Origin of the sequence: Actinoplanes cyaneus (genome assembly GCF_016862095.1) — a bacterium.
Lineage (GTDB): Bacteria > Actinomycetota > Actinomycetes > Mycobacteriales > Micromonosporaceae > Actinoplanes > Actinoplanes cyaneus.
The window spans coordinates 1-3,832 of record NZ_BOMH01000130.1; the positions used below are offsets into that span (position 1 = coordinate 1).

Consider the following 3,832-nt stretch of genomic DNA (forward strand, 5'->3'; position numbering starts at 1 on the left):
TTAACCCCGGAGGCGACGGTATCCACACGACCGTCGAAGAGTCCTCGGTCGTCGTCTGCCGAGTTCCAGCGGCCAGCCTCTTTGTCTCCCCGGCACTACTATCCGACCCGGGAAGTTGCCGTGACGAGGCATCAACGAGGGTTCACCATATTCACCCTTTCGGCCTTCCCCTCACCTGTAACACCCAGTCGGATGGGTGCCCTTGGGCTTTTCCCTGAGCTCCGCACCCGGCAATTACTCGCCACGCACGTCAGGGCGGGGACCGGTCTGGAGATACTGACCGGGAGCTACGTCTCGGGCATCAAACCCGACCTCCAATCGACGTACTCACTCACTTCGTGCGACCTCGTGTCGCACCTCTTCTCGGCACGAGCGGGCATCGGCCGGCCCGGCAGGTGTGACGGTCTTTAGCGAGCGGATTGCGGCAGATCCGGATTGCAGGGATGTCACGTCGATGCGCCACTCACGGGTCCTCACGGGTCATCAGTAGCGTGCGATGATCTGCATGACCGGGTGGCCGAGGAGGCCGGCTACCTGAGTGAGTTCCTCGGTGTCGAGCTCGTACTTGGCCCGGGTTGCATTCATGGCGCTCACCACGAAGCGGGCAAAACCGATCGGATCCTCGAAACGCACGTCGGTAAGGCTCCCGACGGCGTTGCAGCACGGGACGCGCGCGTCCAAGCGGTCGAAACCGGTACTGTTGGCGCGGACCAGGTCGCCGAGCCAATCGAGGGCGATGTCGGCACCGCAGCGTGGGCACGTGATCCGTTCCAGGTACATGCCTGCGTCGACCACCGTCGGACGGTCGTAGAACTGGGCCTCGACCGCCCAAACGTCGTCACCGGGTCCCGCGAACAGGCCGGTCACATAGGCGACGGCTGCAGCAGCGTCGTGAGGTTTCGGCTGCCAGGCCGGATCCGTCGGAATCAAGCGGATGTAGTCGTCGCTCACGAACTCGATTCTGCCGGGTTGCAGCACGGAACACGGTCACTTCGGCCGCCGGCCGACAACTCAGCGTCACGCTCGTCAGCCAACCAGCGCACCCGATCCGCGGCAGTTGAGCGCGTTACGTCTTCGGGATTTGCTCATTAAGGGCAGGCGGCTGCCAGACCTGTTTAAAGGTGACCCCGCTCTCCCCGCTCAACGCCTCGACCACGGGCGGTGTGCAGAAAAGAGGACCCTTGGGTAACTGCGGGATCCGGAAAACAGCCCGGCCCACGAGCCGATCCGGGTGAAAGTCATACCGGCTGACGTATATCACGCGCCCGCTCGAGAACCGTGTAAGGCAGGAACCCGCCTCGTTCAACGCGTCCCAGACATCCGGTATGAACATCCAGAAGTCTCCGTCGTCGGATTGAAGCGGAACTAGTGCCCCGTGGCCTTCCAGAGCCGGGCACACCGCGTCCCGCACCGTGGCCGTCATTGTGAGCACATGCGACGACAGCCACAGGAGGCCGGAGGCCTGCAGCAGAGTGCCGCGTTCACTGTTCCTGATCAGGCGCACTCGCAGGCGGCGGGACGACGACAGCCGTGATAGCAGGTCGGTGGAGTTCATGGCCTCGAAGTCAAAATCCTCGACACACTGCAACCACTGATGTGCCTGCGACCCAACAGGAACGTGAAGTGGACCATAACCCATCGGAGAACCCTCTCCCGCCGTCGTCCTCCGAGTTATTGGAGCACAGTAAATATCGGGCTGGGGAACCGCGGGAGAGCACTCATCTCGGCAGTTGAGCGCGTTCGTTGGGCCCACGGTCGGTCTGGCCGACGGTGACCCAGCGTAATCCGGTGAGGATGGGCGCATCGGGCGCCTATCGACGCTCGTTGTGGCGGTCGTGGCGGACAGGGCGGAAGCGATCGATGTGCTGGCGGGGTTACGTGAGCAGCTCTACCAGTGCATGACCAGGCGGGCCGACGCCTTGTTCGAGCTGACGGACGCCCTGTTGTGCACCGACGGACCGGTCAAGACCCTGGTCGGGTTGTCGCTGGCGCCGGAGCACCGACGCGGCCACGGCGCCATGTATGACGCGCTCAACGCCGGGCGCATCGACGTCGAGTCGCTGCGCCGGCAGCTGACCGGGTTGCCATTGCCGCGGGCAGCGGGCGGCCGCCTGGTCCTCGCGGTGGATGTTTCTCCCTGGTTGCGCCCGGATGGCAACTGCAGTCCGCAGCGCTCGTTCTGCCACACCTACGGCCGCGGCAAGGACGAGCACCGGATGATCCCGGGCTGGCCGTACTCGATCATCGCCGCCCTGGAGACCGGCTGCACCTCCTGGACCTCCCTGCTCGACGCGGTTCGGCTCTCGCCCGGCGCGGACGTCACGACGATCACCTGCGCGCAGATCCGGCAGCTCGTCGACCGGCTGACCGACGCGGGCCAGTGGAAGCCGGAAGACCGCGACGTCCTGATCGTGTTGGACGCCGGCTACGAAGCGCCGCGTATCGCCTGGCTGCTGCGGGACCTGCCGGTGGAGATTCCTGGGCGGATGCGCTCCGACCGGGTGCTGCGCCGAGCGACCCCGCCACGCGTCTATCAGCCCTTGGGTGGCCGGCCGGCCAAGCACGGCGGGGAGTTCGTCTTCGGCGACCCCGCCACCTGGGATGTCGAGCACGCGCTCACGGTCACGGATTCCCGCCTTTATGGCCAGGTGAAGGCGCGGGCCTGGGACCGGCTGCACCCGCGACTGACCCGCCGAGCCGCCTGGGTCGACCACGACCAGCCGCTGCCGGTCATCGCCGGCACGGTCATCCGGCTCACCGTCGAGCACCTGCCCAGCCGCGGCGAACCCAAGCCGCTCCGGCCGTGGTGGTCCAAGGTCGACGCCACCGATGCTGATGTCGACCGCTGCTGGCAGGCATTCCTGCGCCGCTTCGACATCGAGCACACCTTCCGTCTACTCAAACAGACCCTCGGCTGGACCGCTCCGCAGCTCCGCGAGCCAGCCGCGGCTGACCGGTGGACCTGGCTGATCCTGGCCGCGCATACTCAGCTGCGCCTCGCCCGACCCCTCGCCCAGGACCTACGTCGACCCTGGGAACGCCCGACGGCACCGGCGCGGCTCACTCCGGCCCGGGTGCGGCAGGGGTTTCGGAACCTGCGCGCGACCAGCGCCTCGCCAGCATGTGCACCTAAACCCAGTCGGCCTGGCCCGGGGCGACCGCCCGGATCCCCCAACCGGAGCACCGCTACCCGCTACGACGTGGGACTCATCTTGGTAACCGGCCAGGCTCACCAGCGACCGGCCCATCACAAGAAGGGCACCAAGCCCCGCCGAACTGGTTAAACGACAAGCTAATACTGGTACGTCCCAGGTCTGCGGCCGCTGCCGCATTGCGGACATCACCGACGCCAGGACCATGAAGGTCAGTGTGCCGGCCACCACCAGAGGCCGGCGTGACGTCACCACAAGCCCCGCTGCTCGCACGAGCTCAGCCAGCAGCTCCAACGAGTCGCCGTTGAACAGCGTCTCGATCGGCACCGGTCAGGACAGTGACCGCATCACAACGGTCGATTTGTATGATCGGCTGATGATCTCGAAGCAGGGTCAGGCAGTCGTGCCGGCCACTTCCCGGATGGGTCTCCGCCACCAGGATGCCGGGATTCTGGCGAAGCACATAGGTCACCAGGACCCACGACTTCGCGATGGCAGAGCGGCTGGACACCGGCGTCATCATACGTGCGTTCCCCACGGCACTACGGTTCGCCGCCGTCATCTCACGAGAACAACGGCGGCAAACCGTCCACGAATCAGAGCGAAGCACGTCGGCGTCATCTCTCATACCAGCAGATGGCCGGTGGAATGACGCCGTCGCGCGCGAGCTAGTAGAGCGC

4 protein-coding genes are annotated in these 3,832 nt (G+C 66.0%); 1 reads left to right on the forward strand and 3 read right to left on the reverse strand.

The genetic code is table 11. The features are described from left to right. Positions 1 to 483: 483 nt before the first annotated feature. Positions 484 to 951 (reverse strand): hypothetical protein, encoded by a 468-nt coding sequence (locus Acy02nite_RS45890; RefSeq protein ID WP_203756588.1) that lies wholly within the window; start codon positions 949 to 951, stop codon positions 484 to 486. A gap of 115 nt (positions 952 to 1,066) precedes the next feature. After that, a complete protein-coding gene (locus tag Acy02nite_RS45895) occupies positions 1,067 to 1,555 on the reverse strand; it encodes a hypothetical protein (protein ID WP_203756591.1) in 489 nt (162 codons plus the stop codon). Between the two features lie 271 nt (positions 1,556 to 1,826). Here Acy02nite_RS45895 and Acy02nite_RS45900 point away from each other — a divergent pair, with 271 nt between their 5' ends. After that, entirely contained in the window at positions 1,827 to 3,284 is a 1,458-nt protein-coding gene (locus Acy02nite_RS45900) for an NF041680 family putative transposase (RefSeq protein WP_239175903.1), read from the forward strand. Positions 3,285 to 3,429: 145 nt separating this feature from the next. On the opposite strand, the gene Acy02nite_RS45905 is transcribed toward Acy02nite_RS45900, so the two are convergent. Beyond that, complete coding sequence (locus Acy02nite_RS45905) at positions 3,430 to 3,663, reverse strand: TY-Chap2 family putative peptide chaperone (RefSeq protein ID WP_203756595.1); 234 nt, start codon at positions 3,661 to 3,663, stop codon at positions 3,430 to 3,432. Positions 3,664 to 3,832: the final 169 nt, after the last annotated feature.

Bases quoted from the DNA above. Each gene is read 5' to 3' on its own strand.
- Acy02nite_RS45895 (WP_203756591.1), bottom strand. From the start codon at position 1,555: ATGAACTCCACCGACCTGCTATCACGGCTGTCGTCGTCCCGCCGCCTG.